12 protein-coding genes are annotated in these 18366 nt (G+C 63.6%); 2 read left to right on the top strand and 10 right to left on the bottom strand.

Annotated elements, in window-relative coordinates; genetic code table 11:
• Positions 1–306: 306 nt before the first annotated feature.
• The 6 genes from LC041_RS04985 to LC041_RS04960 form a co-directional block, all read right to left on the bottom strand.
• On the bottom strand, positions 307–2040 hold the full coding sequence (locus tag LC041_RS04985) for a sigma-70 family RNA polymerase sigma factor (protein ID WP_226531856.1): 1734 nt from the start codon (positions 2038–2040) through the stop codon (positions 307–309).
• 154 nt (positions 2041–2194) lie between these two features.
• Positions 2195–5695, bottom strand: a complete 3501-nt coding sequence (locus LC041_RS04980) for a SpaA isopeptide-forming pilin-related protein (RefSeq protein ID WP_226531855.1) — start codon at positions 5693–5695, stop codon at positions 2195–2197.
• A gap of 23 nt (positions 5696–5718) precedes the next feature.
• Positions 5719–6705 carry a class C sortase gene (locus tag LC041_RS04975; protein WP_226531854.1) on the bottom strand — a complete coding sequence of 329 codons (987 nt, stop codon included), beginning with the start codon at positions 6703–6705 and terminating at the stop codon, positions 5719–5721.
• A gap of 107 nt (positions 6706–6812) precedes the next feature.
• The gene (locus tag LC041_RS04970; protein ID WP_226531853.1) at positions 6813–8333 is read right to left on the bottom strand and encodes a SpaH/EbpB family LPXTG-anchored major pilin; all 1521 of its coding nucleotides are present in this window, start codon (positions 8331–8333) and stop codon (positions 6813–6815) included.
• A gap of 502 nt (positions 8334–8835) precedes the next feature.
• Entirely contained in the window at positions 8836–9834 is a 999-nt protein-coding gene (locus tag LC041_RS04965; protein WP_226531852.1) for an SDR family NAD(P)-dependent oxidoreductase, read from the bottom strand.
• Positions 9835–9958: 124 nt separating this feature from the next.
• The gene (locus LC041_RS04960) at positions 9959–10909 is read right to left on the bottom strand and encodes an alpha/beta fold hydrolase (RefSeq protein ID WP_226531851.1); all 951 of its coding nucleotides are present in this window, start codon (positions 10907–10909) and stop codon (positions 9959–9961) included.
• 109 nt (positions 10910–11018) lie between these two features.
• Here LC041_RS04960 and LC041_RS04955 point away from each other — a divergent pair, with 109 nt between their 5' ends.
• Positions 11019–11993: a helix-turn-helix transcriptional regulator gene (locus LC041_RS04955; RefSeq protein ID WP_226531850.1), complete on the top strand. Its 975-nt coding sequence runs from the start codon at positions 11019–11021 to the stop codon at positions 11991–11993.
• 328 nt (positions 11994–12321) lie between these two features.
• Here LC041_RS04955 and LC041_RS04950 read toward each other — a convergent pair whose 3' ends face one another.
• Together LC041_RS04950 and LC041_RS04945 are read right to left on the bottom strand one after the other, a co-directional pair.
• A complete protein-coding gene (locus tag LC041_RS04950) occupies positions 12322–12651 on the bottom strand; it encodes a toll/interleukin-1 receptor domain-containing protein (RefSeq protein ID WP_226531849.1) in 330 nt (109 codons plus the stop codon).
• A gap of 602 nt (positions 12652–13253) precedes the next feature.
• Complete coding sequence (locus tag LC041_RS04945) at positions 13254–13925, bottom strand: hypothetical protein (protein WP_226531848.1); 672 nt, start codon at positions 13923–13925, stop codon at positions 13254–13256.
• Positions 13926–14168: 243 nt separating this feature from the next.
• Between LC041_RS04945 and LC041_RS04940 the strand changes: the two genes are divergently transcribed.
• On the top strand, positions 14169–14714 hold the full coding sequence (locus tag LC041_RS04940; protein WP_226531847.1) for a hypothetical protein: 546 nt from the start codon (positions 14169–14171) through the stop codon (positions 14712–14714).
• Between the two features lie 221 nt (positions 14715–14935).
• Here the strand turns inward: LC041_RS04940 and drt3b are convergent, their stop codons facing one another.
• Positions 14936–16942: an antiviral reverse transcriptase Drt3b gene (gene drt3b / locus LC041_RS04935; protein ID WP_226531846.1), complete on the bottom strand. Its 2007-nt coding sequence runs from the start codon at positions 16940–16942 to the stop codon at positions 14936–14938.
• A gap of 34 nt (positions 16943–16976) precedes the next feature.
• The gene (gene drt3a, locus LC041_RS04930) at positions 16977–18320 is read right to left on the bottom strand and encodes an antiviral reverse transcriptase Drt3a (RefSeq protein ID WP_226531845.1); all 1344 of its coding nucleotides are present in this window, start codon (positions 18318–18320) and stop codon (positions 16977–16979) included.
• Positions 18321–18366: the final 46 nt, after the last annotated feature.

The following is an 18366-nucleotide window of genomic DNA, read 5'->3' as shown; positions in this document are numbered from 1 at the left end:
ACCTCCCCGTGGGTCGAAACGACGATCCGAGATCGCCGCACCTCCGACGATAGAGATATATCGGAATGTTCGCTAGGTCGCACTCCGAGATACGTTCGTCGTTGTGCGATCGTGATCGGGTCCGAACGCAAATCACCGCCTTCCTTTCGCGTCACGTTTCAGACGCGTCCGAGTCCAGTCAGGTACAGGCGTCCCATGGCCTGCCCGGCTCCCCGGCCGGATGCGCCCGGTCTCCCCAGTCCGGGCTGGGGAGGGTGCGCGATCGCGCACCCTCCCCCTCTCCCTCTCGACGGCGAGACGTGCGTCTCACTCGGCGGTGAAGCTCCACGTGGCCCACGGGCCATAGTCGCCCGTCGCGGGATTCGCGTAGCGCAACCTCAGGGAACGGTCGCCGGGTTCGGTAGCGAGGTACTCGTTCCACGCTCCGCTGCTCGGAACGCGGAGGGTCTGAACGGGAGTCGACCCCACGATCTGACGCTGGATAATCGTTCCCGGTGCTGCCGTGAATGCGAACCGGAACCGCGCGGCGGACACCGTGGAACCCGATACCGGCGTCGCGGCAGGCGGCGGGGAGGCCAGTGTGTATGTCATGGGCGCGCTTGCTGGCGATCGCCCTCCGTCGGTCACCTGCCTGGCGGATACCGAGTCGGAGCCCGCCGGGGCCGCGGTGAGGTGCGCACTCCAGGTCCCATCCGCGCTGGCCGTCGTGGTTACGATCGTCGCACCGCCGCTGTCGACGACCTCGATCACGGCTCGCGGTGCGGCATCGCCGGACAACCTCGGGTACATTCGTGAGTCAAACTGCGTCAGCGTGGCTCCCGGAGCCGCGGGCACAGACGGGATCTCGCCTGATCCCGGCGGGTTCTGCCCCGGGGCACCCGGATCAGAAGCCGGTGGAACATCCGTACCCGGGTTCGACCCCGGAGGCAGTTGCGGGTCTCCCCCGGGCGGTGACGGGGTCGGCGTCGGCGTCGAAGTCGTTCCCGGCGAGGGGGTCGACGTCGCGGGCACCTCAGACTCCGCCGATGTTCCTGGCGCCGGCTGGGTGGTCGAACTCCCCGCATCAGAGTCACCTTCTGGAACCGTCAGCGCGCTGAACACCCCGTAGAAGCCCAGCGCCACCAGCGCGGCTACGAGGATGAGCAGCAGGATGATCACGCCGGTGCGCCGTCTGCGGCGATCGTCACCGACCGCGGCCGACGGCCCTGTGACCATGGCATCGAGTCCCGATGCCATGGCGACCGAGAGCGGTGGAGCCTCGAGGGTGGACATGTATCCCGCGGCGCCCGCGACTCCCGCAACGGCAGGGAGGACCGACATCGTCAGGGTGGCGAGGTTCTTCGCCTCGGCGAGAGCCTCCGGGCAGGTGGGGCACGAGGACAGGTGGCTCTCGAGGGCCCTGCGAGCCCGATCCGACAAGCCACTCCGGGTATGGGCGCCCATGGCCTTCAGCGCGGTCTCGCATTCCGGTGTCTTGGCGCCCGCGAGCTGGGCGCTGATCCAGCCGTCTCGCAATCCTCGTTTTGCGCGGACGATCAATGCCGACACCGCGTTGGGCGCCATACCGAGAAGGACGCTGATCTCGCGAGGCTTCATATCGTCGATCTCGCTGTACCACAGAACCTCCTGCCAGCGAGTGGGGAGGCTTCGGAACGCCGCTACAGCCGCTCCTCCCTCGAATTCCTCGACCACCGTGAGCTCCCCCTCGGGCGCGGCGGGGTCGATCACATACTCCAACTCCCCTACAGGCAGAGGCGCGTCCTGGGTATACCACCTTCGACCCACGTTGCGCACAGACATGACCAGGTACGGCCGGAAGCCCGTCGACGGACCACCTCCCGCTTTGATCGCGCGCAGCACGCGAACGAATGCCTCGGAGACGATGTCGTCTGCATCCAGTCTTTCGAAGGTCCGCGCGACGGAGTAGGCCGCGCCTGCATGGCGACGCCAGAGTTCCGCGTAGGCAGCATTCTCCCCGCCGCGCACACGCTCGACGAGATCATGATCCGAGAGCGAGTCGGATCCCTCGTCTGCACTCATCGTGCCCCTCCCCACGTCATCGATGACCAGGAAGATACAGCCCTGGCCCGATCTTCATTTTGAGCATATTGGAATACAGGTCTAGCCCGCGGAGAGGCTCCCTCCGCTGCGTGTAGCAGCGGAGGGAGCCTGCACCGTCATGCGGCGACGTTGCTCAGCTCAGGACGCGACGCCTGCGCTGCCATAGCAGCCCGGCGGTCATGAGCATGATGAGCGCCCCCGAGCCGACCCAGAATCCCAGGCTTCCGAGGCCACCCGTGAGCGGAATCGAAGGCCCCTCAAAGAGTTCGTTCTCGATCGCCTCCGACAACACCGTCTCACCCTGGACGTCGATGAAGCGTGGCGTCGAGTCGAGTTGATAGCCCGCGGGAGCCCGCGTCTCGACCAGGCGGTAGCGGCCATCGTCGAGCGGGTCGACCGTGATCAGACCCGCTGCAGGGTTCACATCCTCGCCAGTGCAGTCGGACGCCTCCGAAGCGACACAGTCGACGACTGCGATCGGGTCGCCAGTGGGCGCGTCAGCTCCGTCGACCGGTGTGAGCTCCCACTCTGCGCCCTCGAGACGCGTACCGTTCTCGACGCTCACCTTCTCCCACGTCAGGCTCGAAGGCAAGACCTCGATACCGGCCGGGTCGCATGCTTCCTCCACCGGGGCGGGCGCGCCTGGCTCCGGAGCTGTTGTGTCCTCTGGCGCGACGCACGCCGTGTTCACGAGGTACGCGCCTTCCGGCCGCTCGGTGAGGTCTACCTGGTAGTCGATCGTCACGGCGTTGTCTGCCCCAGGCAGCAGCTCAGGAATCGTCGCCCCAGCGGCGAGACCGACCGGAAGCGGGTCCAGCGCGGCCAGCTCGACGCGGTCATCCGTGACGAGGAGGTCCTGCAGCGTCTGGTCGCCCGTGTTGGTCACCACCAGGCGGTAGGCGAGCGTCGCACCGGTGTGGAACTGCGGATAGTCGTCGACATCGTTGGCGTCGCGCCACTCACCCTCCGAATCCTGCACGTACTTCTTCAAGGTGACCGAGTTAACCGCACCGATCTCGAAGCGGCTCGAGGTACGCATGACCAGTTCAGTGCGGTCTGACCGTGCCTCGGCTCGGTTGACGTAGACGTCTTCGAACGTCGCACCGGTGGTGACAACCGCGATCGTGAACTCCTGGGACGCGGACGGCGCCAGCGCGGGGCCGATCACACGGACAGCGGTGGCGTTCTCGTCGAACGTCGTCGACCAGCCGACGGTGTTACCCGCCACGTCCCCAGCAGACCCGTTGGACGGGTCCGCCGGGTCGTCCACGAGCGTGCCGGGATCGGCGGTCGTGTAATACACCGTCGCCCCTGCCACGGCGTCGACCGGTGCACTCAGCACGTACTGACCCGTGAAGCTTGTGCCGCGGCCGTCTCCGTTGTACGGGAGTACATCGACGGTGTCGGTGAACGTCTGCGGGCGCGTATCACGGGAGGAGATCCGCACGGTCCAGGAGTCCTCGGCGGTCCCGTTGTCGTGCGGCACCTTGGCCTCCGCAGCGGTCTTGGTCAGCATCGTGTACCCGCCGTCACGGATCAAAGTGGACGCGCTCGCCTCTGCGGTTGCCCCCGCCACCGTGGCAGTCGCGGTGTTGTCGAACGACTCGCCCGCGTCCGCATCGGCAGGAACGCGTGCCGAGAACGTGATCACCTGATCTGTGTTGGTCGGAACGCTCGTCACGACCCAGTCGATCGTCTGTCCACTCACCGAGGTCGGTGCTGGCGATGCGCTGCCGACGACGTACTCCATACCATCGGGAAGAACGTCTTGTACGGACATCTCGTCGATGGTCGCGTCCGTGGGAGCTTCTGCCCGGTACGTCAACGTGTAGTTGACCGTTGCCCCGGGGATCGTCTCACGCTGATCGACGACCTTCTGGATCGTCGGCACCGCGGCGATGATGCGAAGCACATCGCGCCCCCCTGCCGTGAACGGATAGCGAGAGTTCGGGGTCAACACGCCGAACGCAGGCGCGTCCCCCGGGTCCATGGAGCGGGTGGGGTTGAACCAGGTCGATCCCCCGTTCAATGAGTACGAGGTCCATGTCCAGATATCCTGCCCGACGGCGACTCCGTCTTTGATCCGGGTTTCTATGTAGTTGCGGGCCACGCTCTCGGCAATGTTCGCGCCCGCGGCTGGCGAGATGATGGCCTTGATCGCGCGCACCGTACTCATGTCGGCGGGCTTCGTCGCCGACCACCCCGTGGTCCCGTCGCACTGGAAGTCATTGGGATTGTAGTTCGCGTGCGACGGGTTCAGGCTATTCGCGACACCGTTTCCCGTGTAGTACCTGTACTGGATACCGGCATACGGCGTGACGACCCCTTCCGAAATCGTCCCCATCGTGGCCTCGACTACATCAACGTAGCGTGAGTCTACGACCGTACATACCTGGGTGCTGGTGGTCGCGCCAAGGTTCGGCGGACGGACGCCGGAGCCGGCGAGCGCGGGTTGCCCTGCCATCGTTCGAAATGTGTCCGTCCATGCCGTGCCCTCCACCGGCGGCGACTGCAGGCTCAGGTTCCAGCCGCCCGACCATACCCCTCGCGTGCTCGATCTGCTGTTGACGTTGTTCGTGTCGTCGTCCGTTGATACCTCGCCCGACGCCGACGTGTACGACTGGAGACTGGTCGCGGTCATCGTGACGGTGTTCCCGCTGTCGTAGACGAAACGGACGTTCACGAGACCGGAGGCCACGACGTCCCACGCACTGGGCAGCGCCGTCCCCGTCGAGTCAAGGCGTGGGGCAAGGGTCTTGGAATAGTCGATCCCCGTGAGGGTCAGACGCATCCGGTTCGTACCGGTCGAGATCAGGGTGCAGGTCGCAGGAAAGGGTGCAGTCTGCTCGGCCGCGTACCCTGCACCCGAGTACGGGTGGCCTGGCTGCACGAGATCCTGCGCGGTGCAGCCTGTCGCCTGCGGGATGATGGTGTCAGGCCCCGTCGATGTGAAGCGAAGATCGTAGCTGACAGACGCGGGGCCGGCGGCGGCTCCCCGGGAGTGTCGGAGTGACCAGGGGAAGGACAGGTTCTGATACGGGTCCGCGCGCTCAGTCGTCGGCGCGCCCTCATCGAACTTCATGTCCATCGCGAACGTGTTGATGATAGGGACCTCATCGAGGTCAGCACTGGCCCCCCCGATCGACCCGGAGATCGTGATCGCATCACCGGTCAGCCCCTCAGCCTCCATGCCGGTGAGCATGAGTTCCGCGGTGCCCTGGTCTCGCGTACCGAGGTTGCAGACGAGGGTCCGGCCGTCCGCAGAAATCTCCGAAACCGGATCGACACCCTCAGTCAAGCACGTCGACGGCAACTCGGTGAACATGGCGTTCTGAGTCGTGAAGGTCACCGTGACGTTGTCGACCGGATCATTCGTCGGGGCCGGGCTGTCGTCATTGATGTTGAAGCGCCACTCGGAAACGACTGTATCGCCGGACACGACAGCTGCGGGCACGGGCGCCTGCCACTGTCCTTCGATCTCGTACACGGTGGCCGCCTGCGCGACGTCACCGTGAACCAGACCGCCGCTTCCCATGACGGCCAAGGCAGCCAGCGTGGCTCCTGCCTTGCGCGCCCACGCCACGCCGGGTGTACGGCGCTGACGCCGGTTCCCGGGTGCAACTCTCTCCCGCATAGCTCCCCCTATGGTGTGATCCTTCATTGCGTTTCCCCCTGGTCTCGCACGTCATCGATGCGAGACTCGTCCTTCGTTGTGTCTGTGTTTCCAAGAGCAGCACGTGCGCGCGAATCCACGAATCCCTGACGGATCAGGTACGCGGAGATCAACACGAGGCCACCTCCGCCCAGTACCGCCCACCAGGGAAAGCCCGGGATCACCGGTGCGTGACCGGCCGCGGTGACGTCGCTCTCCGGAGTCGGCGTGACTCGCTCCCCCGTCACGAGGATCCGGTGCGTGTTGATGCCCAGCGGTGTGCAGGTGATCAGAGTCACCAAGTCTTCACCGGGCTCGGCGCGGAGCGTATCCGTCGCCTCCGGTTCGATGACCTTGGTCTCCCTGACCCGGTAGGTCAGCACGCGCCCAAAAGTCTCGACCACAATGGTGTCACCCACCTCGACCCGGTCGAGATCGGTGAACATCGTCGCGTTCGCCAGACCTCGGTGAGCCGTGATGACTGACCGCGTTCCCATGCCGCCGACCGGCAGGTGAGAACCTTCGAGGTGGCCAGCGCCACGATCGAGCACCGCATTGCTGGTGCCGTGGTACACCGGCAGGTCCACATCAATACGCGGGATCTTCACCCGCGCCATCAGTCCGTCCTCGCTCGCACGGAGAATCGAGGCGTAATCAAGAGTGTCGTCCGAGAGTGTGCCGTCTCCGACAGGGATGTTGGCGTTTTCTCCCAACACGACACCTGCACTCAGCGCGTCGTTGTATTCCCGGGCCTGTCGTAGCTGTACGTCCGCGCTCGGATCCACGTGCGCGATCGCCGACTCGTAGCTGACGAGGACCTTCGACTGGTTGTACGACGTGATCCAAGCCGCAGTCATTGGATACAGACCGGCGCCGAGCCCGCCCAGGGCGAGTACCGCGATGACGACCGTGAGTCCGCCGGGCTTCCAGCGCCTACCCTTCTGCTGACGACGATCAGCGCGAAGGGCGGTGCCGACGGTCGGCACATCCACGCTCGGCGCGTCCACTGACAGCATCGCGATCTCCCCTCTTGGTCTGCATTCGGCGACGTTCCGGGCTGGGAAGGCGTGTGCCGTCCCAGCCCGGAACGATCGCTGTCTTACTGTTCGACGGTCGTGCGGCGGCGGTGCTTCATCAGAAGCAGCCCGATCGCGACGACGAGCGCACCTACACCAGCCGTGATCAGGATCATCTGGCCGTTCGCGCCCGTAAGCGGCAGCGGCGGCACCTCCTGCTGGGTGTTCTCGATCTCGATGTTGTCGGCGGTGGTGGTCTCACCGATCAAGACCGTCACCGAGGTGAACGGGTCGGCCGGCAGGACGTATCCGGCCGGAGCCGCGATCTCCTTGAGGACGTAGCAGCGCTGCGGCGCGTCGATGACGGGGTTCACGCTGTCGCTCACGAAGAGGCCGGCGATCGTGATGACACCGGTTCCGGTCGACGTGAACTCGGTCTCGCCGTTGACGGACACGGGGTTCCCGGCCGCCTCCGCAGACGTGCAGTCAGCCGCGTACGGGTCTGCTGCGTTGTACACCTCGAAGGTCGCACCGTTGAGCAGCCCCTCGGAGCCGGTGGTCCCAGCGCTGCGCTTCTGAACCTCCAGCTCGCCCCAGTAGATGTTGACCTCGTTCGAGGGCAGCGGCGGCTGCCCATCCGGGTCGAAACCGGGGTTGTTGGTCCACAGCTCAGCCTCATTCGCGATCACGCCATCGCCGACCTCGACGACGGTGCCCGCGAACACGACCTGAATCTCGGCGCCGACCTGTGCGTTGGGTCCCGTGTTCAACCACGCGATACCCGCCGCAGTGAAGTCCATCGTGACCTGCTGGCCGTCGACGGTGACCTCGTAGAACGACGAGTCGAGCGGCGAACCATCGACAGTGACCTCGACGTCACCAGCGGCGATGGGCTCGAGTCGGTCATCCAGCGTGTCACGGATGGCGAAGCCGGTCCACTCCTGCTGCATCGTAGGAACTGGAACCGTCACGGGAAAGCGAACTACCGCTCCGAGTCCGGTGTCCTGCTGCGGGTCGACCGTCTTCTCGATCGCGCCTTCGCCGTTCTTCGGGTAGGCGTGAACGTCGTAGACCCAGCCGTCTTCGTAGGGCATGGGCACCGCGAGGATGAACGGCGTCGCGCGATCAACGATGCTCGCCGGCGCAGACGTCTCACAGACCTGGTACACGCCAATCGAGAGATCGATGGTCGCCGCGCCCTGCGCATCCGTCGCCGGAAGCTCCAGCGGCGCACCCAGCGTATATCCAGCGGGGGCAGTGCAGGCCGCTCCCGGAGTGAGGTCGCTCAACCCATCCCAGTTCTCCGGCACGGTCAGGTCGAGCGGCGACCCACCCTCGAGCAGCGGGTACGCGGTGAACACGACATCCGCGACCGGGTCGCTGAAGTCACCGTCGGCAGGTGCTGTGGAGATGTCTCCCTCGACGTCGCCGTCCTGGTGCAGGAACTTGTGGACGGTGAGCGAACCCGTGCGATCCGGATCGATGTTCCCGTAGTCCTGCGGGGCCGCATATGCGGCCGTGCCTGCGCTCATCACTGCGCCCAGGCCGAGTGCCGTCACCCCCATGATCGACAGCACTCGCTGTGTTTTGTTGCGTTCAGCCACCTGAACGTCTCCCTCCCTGACATGGGCCAACCGGCCCCCTATGGCACACGTGGGTATGTCGCCCCAGTGACCTCTTCGCCTACCGGATACGCGCGGCAAGCGTTCGTGACGCGACTCGGCAAAGTTTTTTTGCGGCTGCAGGGTAGGGAGGTCTTGCGCCGTCGAAGAAGTCAGGCTGGCATCCGCACTCTTGGTGCCGATGCTGGACACAAGACCCAAGCTCTCGCCTCGCTCATCGGTCAGTGCGGCGGTCGACGATGATGGTCGGGGCCGACGGGGAGAAGTCGACCCCGACCATCTGCGGGCCGCAGCTGGCGGCTACCGCTGCCCGTCCCCACGGGCACGGGTCCTCAACTGGGGAGTGAGGGAGTGAGGGCCCATGCCAACATGACGCCGGCGAGACCGAAACGTGACGCAGAACTCGCGAAGCTTCTTCGAACGCTGTGGGTATCTCGATTGCGCGCCAGATCCTCGCTCCCGCAACAAGCCGTTCTGCAGCTGGTCAGTCGGTGAAGTACTCGACAAGACCTGTCGTCGCGAGGCTCACGTTCCACAGGAGTCTCTCCGACTCGGGGGCGCGCTCGGCGGGAAGCAGCACGGCAGGCCCGGGAGCGCCGTTGCCTGCCGGCCCGTAGAACTGGCCGTCTTCGGCGCTCGCGTCGAAGGATGCGCGGATGATGCCGAGAGCGCCGTCCTCGACGGAGTGGGCGACCTTGAGGGTACGTTCCAGGATGTAACGGTCAAGCAGACGTGTCCCGCCGTCGTTCGCGGTCTTGGACTGCAGGCCCGAGTTCGTCGGGCCCGGGTGGGCGGCCAGCACCTTGATGCCGCGCGCGCGGTCGTCCGCGGGCACCCGGTCGGACAGTGCATAGCTGAAGAGCAGGTTGGCGAGCTTGGACTGCTGATAGCGCCGCCACTTGCCGAGTCCGGGAAAGCCGTCGCCCCCCAGGTCGCCGCCGTTGCGCTCGAGGTACCGGGCCTGGAGCGCCGCGCCGCGGCGGGCGCCGCTCGAGTGATTCACGATCCGCGCGTCGCCACGCTCCGCCGCGGCGCGTCGGAGACCCGACCAGAGGAGAGAGGTCAGCAGGAAGTGCGAGAGATGGTTGGTCTGCATCTGCACATCGCATCCGTCGACGGTCGCGCGGTCTGGGAGCCCCATGACACCCGCGTTGTTGCACAGCACGTCGATGCCCGAGGGGGCAGCGTCCAGGACCACGGGCGCCGCGGAGCGAACGCTCGCGAACGACTGCAGATCGCAGTCCACCTGCGTCGCATCGATGCCCTCGCCGCGCAGGGAGTCCACGGAGGCCTCCGCGCGCCTCGACGGCCGGTTGAGGAGAACGACTCGGGCGCCCAGGCGACCGGCCGTGCGGGCGAGGACGGCGCCGGTGCCGCTCGTCGACCCGGTGATCGCCACGGTCCGCCCCTCCAGTCGCGGAAGGGCGGCCACGACGTCGTCGTAGTAGAGAGATGCAGGAGCAGGACGATCGCGAGGTGCCACGGGGCCTCCATCAGAGTCGGGACGACATCCGCAGCATACCGACCGGGCGTGTGTCCGACCTCATCGGGGATTTCCTGAAAGTGAGAAACCGAAGATCTCTCGTACTCCGCCCTCCGCGCGTGGATTAGTCTTCGGGCGTTGCGTCCTGCCGTCGTAGCCAGCTCAAGATTGCCTCGTTGAGCTCGGTGGGCCTTTCCTGCTGGATCCAGTGCCCGCAGTCGAGGCTGACGACGTCCACGTTCGGCACGAAGTCCGCGAGCGTCGCCGACTTCTGAACCATGTCCCTGTCGGCATAGATCATGAGTGCAGGCTGGTGGATGATCGGGTCCACGTCGGCGAGCAGGTGCCAGTTGCGGTCGAGGTTCCTGTACCAATTCACCCCGCCTGTGAATCCCGAGGTTTCGAAAGCGGAGACGAGAACGGCGAGCTCGTCGTCGCTCATGACGGGCTCACCGAGTGGCGTCTCCGCCCGGGCGAGATCGATGAACTCCATCCCCGGCTGAGGCTGCCGAGGGGGTTCGTTCTTCCGGTACAGGTTGCGAAGGAACCGGAACGTGTTCTCATCGAACACGGCATCCGCGACACCGGGCTGTCGATTGAAGTGGACGAAGTAGAAGTCACTGCCGAGCACGGCCTCCATGAGCTCGATCCACGGAGTCTCTCCGCGCTCCTGATAGGGCAGGCTCAGATTGATCACCTTGTCCACACGGTCCGGGTGCAACAGGGTCAGCCCCCAGACGACGCTCGCACCCCAATCGTGCCCGACGAAGATCGCCCTGTCGTATCCGTAGTGATCGAGAAGTGCGACAAGGTCGCCCGAGAGATGTTCGATATCGTAGGCCGCCACGTCAGTCGGCCGCGAGGAATTGCCATAACCACGCTGGTTCGGGACGATGACGTGATAGCCCGCAGCGACGAGGGCCGACACCTGATTCCGCCACACGGAGGCGTGCCCGGGCCATCCGTGGCACAGCACGATGGGGTTCTCGGCATTCTCTCGCCCGACCTCAAAGACTTCGAGTTCAATGCCGTTGACGGGGATGAGGATGGGGTCGGGGAAATCGGACGGGTTCACGGATGCTCCTTCGAGTTCGGCACCGATCGCAGGACTGGATCGGCGGCTACTCGGACCGTATGGAGCATCCTGGACACGGAATGTCCTAGATCCTCGGCAGCCTGAGCTCATGCGAACTGATTCCACCAGCAGAGCGCTGCAACTGCTGTCGCTTCTGCAGACCCATAGCTTCTGGCCCTGCGCCGAACTTGCAGCGCGGCTCGGAGTGACCGAACGAACGGTGCGCCGAGACCTTGACCGCCTGCGCGAACTCGGCTATCCGGTCGATTCCATCTCGGGGAGGTACGGCGGCTACCGGCTCGCGGCGGGAGCGCACCTGCCTCCATTGATCCTCGACGACGAGGAGGCCGTCGCGGTGTCGATCGGATTGCGCCATGCGGCTGAAGCCGCCGTCAGCGGGATCGAGGAGACGTCGCTGCGGGCGCTGGCGAAGATCGAAGCGCTCCTGCCCTACCGGCTCCGCCGCCGCGTGTCAGCGCTGCATTCGAGCGTCGCCTCACTGCGGCGGGCAGTCGATGACGACATCATCCACCCGGAGTCGCTGAGCGTGTTCGCCGCAGCCTGTCGTGACCATGAGCATGTGCGTTTCGACTACCGGCGAAATGACGGCGAGAGCAGCGGTCGGCGCGTCGAGGCGCACCGGCTTGTCACAGCCGGGCGACGGTGGTATCTCGTCGCATGGGACGGAGACCAGCATGATTGGAGAACGTTTCGACTGGACCGGATCCGGGAGCCGCGGCCGGTAGGCAGCCACTTCACGCCCCGCACGATTCCAGGTGGAGATGCGGCGGACTTCGTCGCGAGCTCGATCGGCGACACACGACGCGATCACGACGCGACACTCGTCGTTCATTCGCCCTTGGCCGATGTCGAGGGCGTGCTCCAGTGGGCCGATCACACCGTGAAAGAGGCGCAGGCCGAACGCTGCATAGTCAGAATCCGCGGCGAAGACCTCGGCCGGCTCGCGATGACTGTTGCCGAGATAGCAATCACCGCTCCGGTGACAGTCATCGAACCGGCCGAGCTCACGCGCACCATCGAGCGGCTCGCCGCTCACCTCGTTGACCGCGAGCGACTCACCTGACGGCTTCGGAAGCCGCCCGCCCAGTGATGCCCATCGTCCGATCGCACGAGACCTCGAGAGGTTCATTTTGGGCCGCCGTTCCTGTGGCGCGACCACCGAGCCCAGCACACGGACAGGGTGTGCCTGTCCGATCTCACGAGAGTTGACCGGAAATGAGACAGGGACCCCTTGCAATCCTGCGGATTCCGAAGTCCGCAAATCGGAGATCTAGTCTCATTGAAGTTGTCAGAACCTTCAGCTGTCTCGCAGGGCTGTCGCATTCACGCCACCCAGGGCGCCCTCGCTGATGCACGAGAAGCCAGCGCGTTGGACGCGGCCGTCTATTGGGTTAGGCAGCATCTGCATCGCGAACTACGGCGACGACCTCGTCCGCGATCTCAGCGATCGTACTCACCACCGTCGTCCGAGCGATCTTGTCAGCGAGAGACGGAGAGTTGGCCTCGACTTCGTCCTTGGAGATCTCGTGCCAGATCGGCAGCATGCGCTGCTTCCCGGCCACGGACAAACCGACGATCCCGTCGAGCTCATACTGGGGCCATCCCTTCGCAATAAATGACTTCGATAAGATGACCACTCCGAATGACGAGTGCGCGAGCCCGTAGTCGATCTTGCGACGAAAGCTGTCCCCGATGCGCAGTTCGCCCCGTGGCACGCGCATCCCAGTCACCCCTCATCGGCATCCGTAACGAGCCGCCGACTCATATGACTCCTGACGACACAGGGCTTCGAGATAGGGGCCCTCAACACGCGCGCGAGCGTCTTCGGCTCGCAGACCGAGCTGCATCTCATCCGCAGTGTCAGGAACATGCTCTTGCAGAGCAAGGGCTGTAGCACGAGAAGCAACAGACTCGGCATCCAGAGCCTTTCGAATGCCGGCTGCGACTTCCGCCGCCTGGTCGTCGCTGAGGTCCGCATATCGCAGAAGGATTCACGCGATCGAAAGCAGGTCCCGGGGCGTAGGTTCCTGCAAGACCTGCAGACTGTGGGCCAACAACTTGGTTCGCCATCTCGGCAACGACCGCACCATACCGTCGTCAACAATCTCAAGGGTCAGCCTTGGTGATGCGGGAATGACGCTGCCCAGTCGCTCCGGAGACAACTGGTCGATCTCGCTGATGAGTTGTACAAACGGCTGGCCGCGATCTCTTCAGGATGCTAGTCACGAGGGTCACTTATCGGCACCGAACGCGAATACGGGTCTGTGGGGTAACTCGTCAGCGAAGCGCCCGGGAGCGCTCCGAGAGGGGCGCTCTTCTTGTGTCATGAGACGGTCGGAGGCTCTGTCGGCTTCTTCTCGCCATCTACAATCTCGATGCCGTTGTCGTTCATCGTTTTGACGAGCTGATCCGTAACGCGGTCCGCGAAGGCGATGCGCTTCTCTTGTGTATCGATGCCGCCAGTCGTTGCGAGATCCGTCAGGCCGCGTAGACGCCGCAGTGCGTTGACGAGGTCTTGTTCAGACTGCACGTAATTGTTCATTCGGGGAGTCATGCTTGATTCCCCGAAGGGTGGGAACGTCAGAGAGATACAGGCCGCTGAGTACTTCTGCACAGCCAGTTGGATGCTCTGAGGCATTACTAGACGAGCGCGGTTGAAGAGGACTGAGTGTTGCCCGATGAGCTCCGTGCTCTGATGGACTAGCTCGGGTAAGAACTCATCCAAGGGTGTGACTAGGCTTTTCTCAGCCAGCGTGCTGAATTTGCTACCGAGCGCGACGAACTCGGCAGTCAGTTCCACAAGTTCCTCGGTGAGGGCGTCGTTGCGCTCTCGGTCGCCTCGTCGCTTGTCGTTAGATCGCGTCCACAAGTACGAAAGGAACCCGCCGACGATCAGAAAGACCCCAGCGATCACCGGCACGCCCCACCACGGCGCTCCGTCGCCTCCACCCACTACTTGGATCAGCAACGGGTCGGGCGAAGGGGTGGGATGCATGAAGTCAATCTAGCGACCATGTCGATACAGTGCTCTTGTGACTGACAACACCTCCGATGACCACCACAGAGCGCGTATCGCCAAGGAAGCGAGTGAGGGCGTCAGCTCATTCGTCGCAATGGACAGTTCTACGTCCGGATCAACGGGGAGCTGATCAAGGTCAACCCCGCGGCTCAAGAGCTAAGTGGGCATCGGTTCAGCTTCCGGAGGCGTCGAGACGCAGGTGGCGCAGCACGCGCGAAAGTGCCCGCGCCGACCCATGAGAACACTCTTCGCGTCGTGGAAGGGCGCATGTACATCGCGTCATCGGACGCTGCCGAAGTCCTCAACGTGATCGCAGCCTATCGCGAGTTCATGCGGGGTCTAGGCGTACGACGGGTCGAGATCACTGGGGCTGAGCCAGGTTCGGCATGGGTGAAGTTCAAACAGTGGACTAAGGCGGTCGCCGACAAGAGGAAGGTTCGTGTCGCGGCCACACAACTCGTCGGCCTGGTTGAAGGTGCGACGACTGAGAAGTTTCAGGCTGACAACACCGCAACTCACGCCGGGTCTATCGCCAACCTGGCGGACAAGACCAAGCACCTGAAGTCCTTCTCCTTCGATTCCGAGCCTCTGCAGTACGTGCAATGGCAGGACGAGAATGGCGAAATGCACGCGCGAGCCCGCGTTGTGAACTCCAAGGACATCGCATCGAACCGGCTCGACGATGAGGTCGTAAAGGATCCGAAGAAGATGCTGGACCGGTTGGATGAGGCTCCCGACGCGATCAGGCCCAAGCTGGAAGGCTAGCGCTTTAGAAGCATACGAGGAGCTGAAAACCCGGTCTTGTGCACAGGCTGCAGGAACCTCCAAGCCACTGGCTCGCAATAGGACTACCCACCGGCCGCTCTGAGCTGGGTTCGAGGTGGTGGGCCGCCCTAGGACGGCCCACCACCTCCGGCGATTCTCCAGGCGTCACGCTCTGCGCTGGTGTGTGTGCTCGAACAAGTCGGGCGAGCCTGGGCGCCCAGTCAATATACCTCGAGCATTCGCTTCCGCTCGAGCGCGGCGTAAAGATCGAAGGACTCCCAGTCAACGTTCCATCGTCGAGATTTCGCGACTAGACGATCCGCTGTTGCCGCCGCAGTAACCGTCACAGCGTATCGTGCGCAGATCTCCTCCCGGATGGATCGAGGAACAAACGGGCAGGTGAGCACATTCAGGTTGAGCAGCGAGAGCTCCCCGTCGATCAGTGACCGCTCCTGCATCTGGAGGATCCATCTTTCGCACGCTTGGCGTAGCTCCGGGTAGGCCTTCGAGCGTTTCATATGCAATAGGAGACTGAACAGTAGCAACACATTCATCGTCGACGGCTCACGGAGCTTGCCTCCTGATCTGGTGAATCCGCAGAGATCTGCGAGTTCACCCTCTCGGATCGCGTAGTTCGCGCCCAAGTCCGAGACGCAGTCGATGAGTGTCGCTGTCACCGCATCAGGGCTCATCGATCCCTTCGACCGCCGAAGTTGCTGCATCAGCTCGTCGCGGACGCGCATCTCGACCCGCTCGCGATCATGAGCAGGCACGCCCTCCGAACGTGCATATCGGAGCAACGTGCTACAAACTCGAGCCACCTTGACGGCAGGGCTCATTCGGGGAGCGCCGGAGTAGACGAAGAATACGAAGTCCGTCAACGCGAGCAGACTTGAGGTGATCGCGCGATGGTGCTTAGTCAGTTGTTGGCTGGAGAGCTCGACACTGCCTAGGTCCTCTCCTGATCTGCGCAGGATCTTCTCGAACGAGCGCTCGACTCGCGCTAGGGCATAGTTTGCTAACTCGAAGTGACTGACGCCGGTGTCCAGCAGAATCGCCTTGTACCCCACGATCAGATCGCCCGCATCGACGTATGGGCGACTCACGGCGACACCACCGCGGTCTCGATCGCGCGGCTTGGTCGCTTCCCGTATGAGCTGGCGAGCTCGCTTCTTTGCGATAGTCAGTGGCGACAGCCACGGCGTGAGCTCTCCCTCCTCCTTCGAGGCGTTCAAATGCAGTTTGTACTTGCGCAAGCTCCTAGACAACGCCTCGACCACGAACGGACGTCTACTTTCGTCCGCGAGGAAAATGAAGTAGTCATCAACGTAACGCAGTACCTCGTAGTCCTCACCGAACTTCATTCCCAGTCGGTCAAGCTGCTCCGCAAGCTCGAGATCTACCGCTTGAAGAATGACCTCTGCGAACAGCCGCGATACTTCAGAACCGATCGTGATGCCGCTCGTCTCACTGTGGTTCAGTCGTTGCATGAGCTTGTCGAAGGCGCCACCGAACGTGCGATCGAGATGCGGGCCAAGATTGGCCTTCACTACATCGTGACCGTGGGCCGCCCATGCAATCGAATGGGTGTAGATACTGTCGAAACACTTCGCAACATCAACCTTGACGAGATATCCAAACCGGCGCTCACAGGATCGGTACTCGGAGGAGTCATAGAACTTGTAGACATTCGAGTATCGCTGGTACGTGAAGTACGAGCGCAGCCATTCGTACTCGTGGTCGTCGTGTTCGATGCTGTCGTGTGTTCGCCGTTGATAGGCGAAGAGCGAGTCCCTCACGACGACGTATGGCGCGACTCGCGCCGGCCGCCTTAGGGAGAACCGGCTTTTGGATGTGTGGTAGAGGATGAGATCCTCGAACCTCTCGTAGAAGTGCGCGATGTCCAACTGCGCCATAGGGTGCGGCACCGTCAGTGTGCGGTAGTCATTCTTCCGATGACGGACCGTGTACTGGAAAGGGATCGTGGAGACCGCCCCCTGGTCCGCAGGGAGATTGAGAGCAGTGCGCGTTCTAGAAGTGGTCCCCGCAGGGAAGGAGACTGCCCTGCCGAGAATAACTCCGAGGATCACTTCTGATGTCTCGTCGAGCAGCCTCGCATGGACCGTTTCGGTTCCGAGGCGCACATCAGCATCACGAAGAAAGTCGTACAGGCCACGGTTACTGAATGACGGCGGGAGTTCGTAGGGCAGAACGTCGCTCAGCACCACCCGCGCAGGGTGCTTCCGAAGAGATTGCCGACGCTTAGGCACGCCATGCCCCCTTCAGTCGAGTCATGCGCTGCATGGACCATCGGTGAATCGTTCGCCGACTGAATCCATCAGTGAAAGACAGGGCCGCGATCTTCCGATCGAGGCCGGGAGGCAACGGAGACTGCGAGGCTCGGTGCTGAAGATAGCGGTCCAACCCGGCGAGAGACTTCAGATCGGTTAGGTGCGGATTCGAGAAGTAGATCCCAACTAGCGCGTTCCGCTTGTTGTGAGAAAGGCGAGTATTCGCCGTCAGAAAGCGAAGCCTGTCGATGAGGAGGCTTCGCCGTCCGTGGTTGGCAGGATTGGCGCGATCCCACGCGGAGAAGGTCCTGTCGACGCGAGTCCGGATGGTCTTGTAGCGATCATCGGTGAGCCTCACCACCGGGCCACCCCTGCCTCGATACTCGATCTCATAACCCAGGAACTCGATTTTCCCGAGCGAGTTGTCGACAAGTTCCCGATGCAAGGTCTTCGCCGGGTTCAGAGCAAGACCGAGTCGCTGAAGCTCAGTTTCGATCTCCGCAATCACAGCGCCCGGTGCCACCGCGCCCTCACTTTCCTCCGCGCGCACCAAGACGATGTCGTCAACGTAGCGCGCGAAATAAAGTGTGCCGCGAGTGTCCCGCAGAGCGCGATCAGCTTGAGCTATGTACAGCTCGGCTAGCTTCGCGCTCAGACCCACCCCTGCGGGGAGGCCTCTTGCGTTCCCGGTGAGGGTCTCCATCTCGGATAGCAACCTGTCGATCAGCCGCCGGCACGATGGACTTAGCGCTGTTGTGTCGAGGTGAGAACGGAGCCGTCGATGATCGATGCTGTCGTAGAAGTCCTTGACATCAGCCCTAACGACGATCTTCGGTACGTTGTTATCGATCGTTCGAATCAGTCCCGCGACGATCGATTGACGTCCTCGCGGGCGGCTCAGAAGCGTTGATCCGACGACGCGTTGAAGGTGCTTATCCGCGAAGAATGCCTCGGGGGTCTCCGCGATCGAGTAGGTCTGACGCTTCCCACCAATCAAATGGCCGCGGTCCAAACCCCACGCGAACGCGCCGGACTCGACGCTTCCAGTAAGTATCTCGCTAGTTGCAGCCAGTGATGCTTCCAGCAAGTCCTCGGCGGCCTGACGGTCTGCACGGGCAACGGATTCCGGAGCCAGCTCAGGTGGCCCGATGTACGGCACCGTTCCCTTTCGCGCTGCCCGAGCACGATGGCGCGAGTCACGCGCCAGATCGTAGGCGCGGCGAACGTCAGGGTAGAGACTTAGGCGGTCGCGCCCACGCCGCGCTTCCAAGTCCCAGATCCTGCGCAAATTCTTCGGCGAGAAGCTCTGATCCAATCCCAACCCTCCTCCCGTGAGCCTATCGACCCTTTGCTGGCGCGTC

Origin of the sequence: Microbacterium paraoxydans (assembly GCF_020524545.1) — a bacterium.
GTDB lineage: Bacteria > Actinomycetota > Actinomycetes > Actinomycetales > Microbacteriaceae > Microbacterium > Microbacterium paraoxydans_C.
The sequence above is the reverse complement of the archived record's forward strand: the minus strand, read 5'-3'. Positions and strand labels throughout refer to the sequence as shown.

Bases quoted from the DNA above. Each gene is read 5' to 3' on its own strand.
- LC041_RS04980 (WP_226531855.1), bottom strand. From the start codon at position 5,695: ATGCGGGAGAGAGTTGCACCCGGGAACCGGCGTCAGCGCCGTACACCC.
- LC041_RS04945 (WP_226531848.1), bottom strand. From the start codon at position 13,925: ATGCATCCCACCCCTTCGCCCGACCCGTTGCTGATCCAAGTAGTGGGT.
- LC041_RS04950 (WP_226531849.1), bottom strand. From the start codon at position 12,651: ATGCGCGTGCCACGGGGCGAACTGCGCATCGGGGACAGCTTTCGTCGC.
- LC041_RS04955 (WP_226531850.1), top strand. From the start codon at position 11,019: ATGCGAACTGATTCCACCAGCAGAGCGCTGCAACTGCTGTCGCTTCTG.
- LC041_RS04985 (WP_226531856.1), bottom strand. From the start codon at position 2,040: ATGAGTGCAGACGAGGGATCCGACTCGCTCTCGGATCATGATCTCGTC.